Source organism: Micromonospora sp. U21 (assembly GCF_018070045.1).
Classification (GTDB): Bacteria; Actinomycetota; Actinomycetes; order Mycobacteriales; family Micromonosporaceae; genus Micromonospora.
In genome coordinates, this window is sequence record NZ_JAGPYK010000079.1 from 1 (window position 1) to 1338 (window position 1338).

General features: G+C 71.4%; 1 protein-coding gene. It reads right to left on the reverse strand.

Features of this window, described 5'->3' with window-relative positions; genetic code table 11:
* Positions 1 to 23: 23 nt before the first annotated feature.
* Positions 24 to 1079 (reverse strand): IS110 family transposase, encoded by a 1056-nt coding sequence (locus KBX63_RS34820; RefSeq protein ID WP_210918674.1) that lies wholly within the window; start codon positions 1077 to 1079, stop codon positions 24 to 26.
* Positions 1080 to 1338 lie beyond the last annotated feature (259 nt).

The following is a 1338-nucleotide window of genomic DNA, read 5'->3' on the forward strand; positions in this document are numbered from 1 at the left end:
CCATCCCGATGCTCCTATGGAGGTCAAGGGGTGAGGGCGGCGAAGTCGGCGCGTAGGGCCGTGTAGACGTCGCGGACGATGTAGCGCTTGAGGCAGCGCAGGATCTCCTGCTTGCTGAGGCCTTCTGAGGTGCGGCGGTGGACGTAGGCGCGTGTGCGCTGGTCGTAGCGCATGCGGCAGAGCGCGATGGTGTGTAGGGCGTGGTTGGCGCCGCGGTCCCCTCCGCGGTGGAGGCGGTGCCGGCGCACCCGTCCTGAGCTCGCGGGGATGGGTGCGGCGCCGCAGAGGTGGGCCAGAGCCGCTTCGGAGTGCAGCCGGTCGGGGTTGTCGCCAGCGGTGGTCAGCAGGTGCGCGGCGACATCGGGGCCGACGCCGAACAGGGCCATGGTGCGGGGTGCCGCCTTCGCGACGATGGGTGTCACCTGCCGGTCGAGAGCGGTGATCTCCTCGGTGAGGGCGGTGACCCGGCGGGCGAGCCCGACCAGGGCTGCGGCGGTGGCGTGCTCCGGTTCGTGAAGTCTGGCCGGGTCGTAGGTCAGGGCAGCGCAGCGGCTGACCAGCACGGCGGCGCTGGCCCTGGTCAGGTGGGCTCGCAGGGGTTCGGGGGCGGCGGCGACCAGGCCGCGCATCTGATTCAGGGCGGCGGTTCTGGCCTTGACCGCTCCTCGGCGGGCGACCCTGAGGGCGCGGATCGCCTCGACCGGTCCGGTGCGGGTCTTCGGGGTGCCCATGGCGGTGCCGGCGAGGGTGGCGCGGGCGGCGGTGATCGCGTCGATCGGGTCGGACTTGCCCTGGTTGCGGCGGGCGCGGCGGTCCGGCCGGTCCACCTCCCTGATGGCGATCTTCTTGCTGGTGAGGTAGCGGGCCAGGCCGGCCCCGTAGCTGCCGGTGCCCTCCACGCCCACGGCGGTTACCCGCCCGAAGGAGCGCATCCAGGCCAGCAGATCCGCGTAGCCGGCGGTGGTCGCTGGGAACTCGGCGTCGGCCACGAGCCCGCCGGTGCTGTCGATGATCGCGGCGTGGTGGGTGTCGCGGTGGGTGTCGACACCACTGATGAGAGATCGCTTCTTGGCTGCCATGCTGGCGTGGTCCGCCTTTCTCGGTCGCGTCGAGAATCTGTGGACACGTCACCGGTCAGGCGATGCGGACAACACAGTGGTGGGCGCCTCTCGCACAGGCTCCTATCAGGTCACGACGCCTGACCGGTGACATGCAGCTGCCGGGGCCACCGAGCCGGCCGACGAATCGGGATGAGGACAGCAACCGTCGGTCTGCCGGTGAGTCAGACCAACCCGGCGACCCACCCCACCATCCTCACTGTCTGCCGTCGACCCGCCC

Bases quoted from the DNA above. Each gene is read 5' to 3' on its own strand.
- KBX63_RS34820 (WP_210918674.1), bottom strand. From the start codon at position 1,079: ATGGCAGCCAAGAAGCGATCTCTCATCAGTGGTGTCGACACCCACCGC.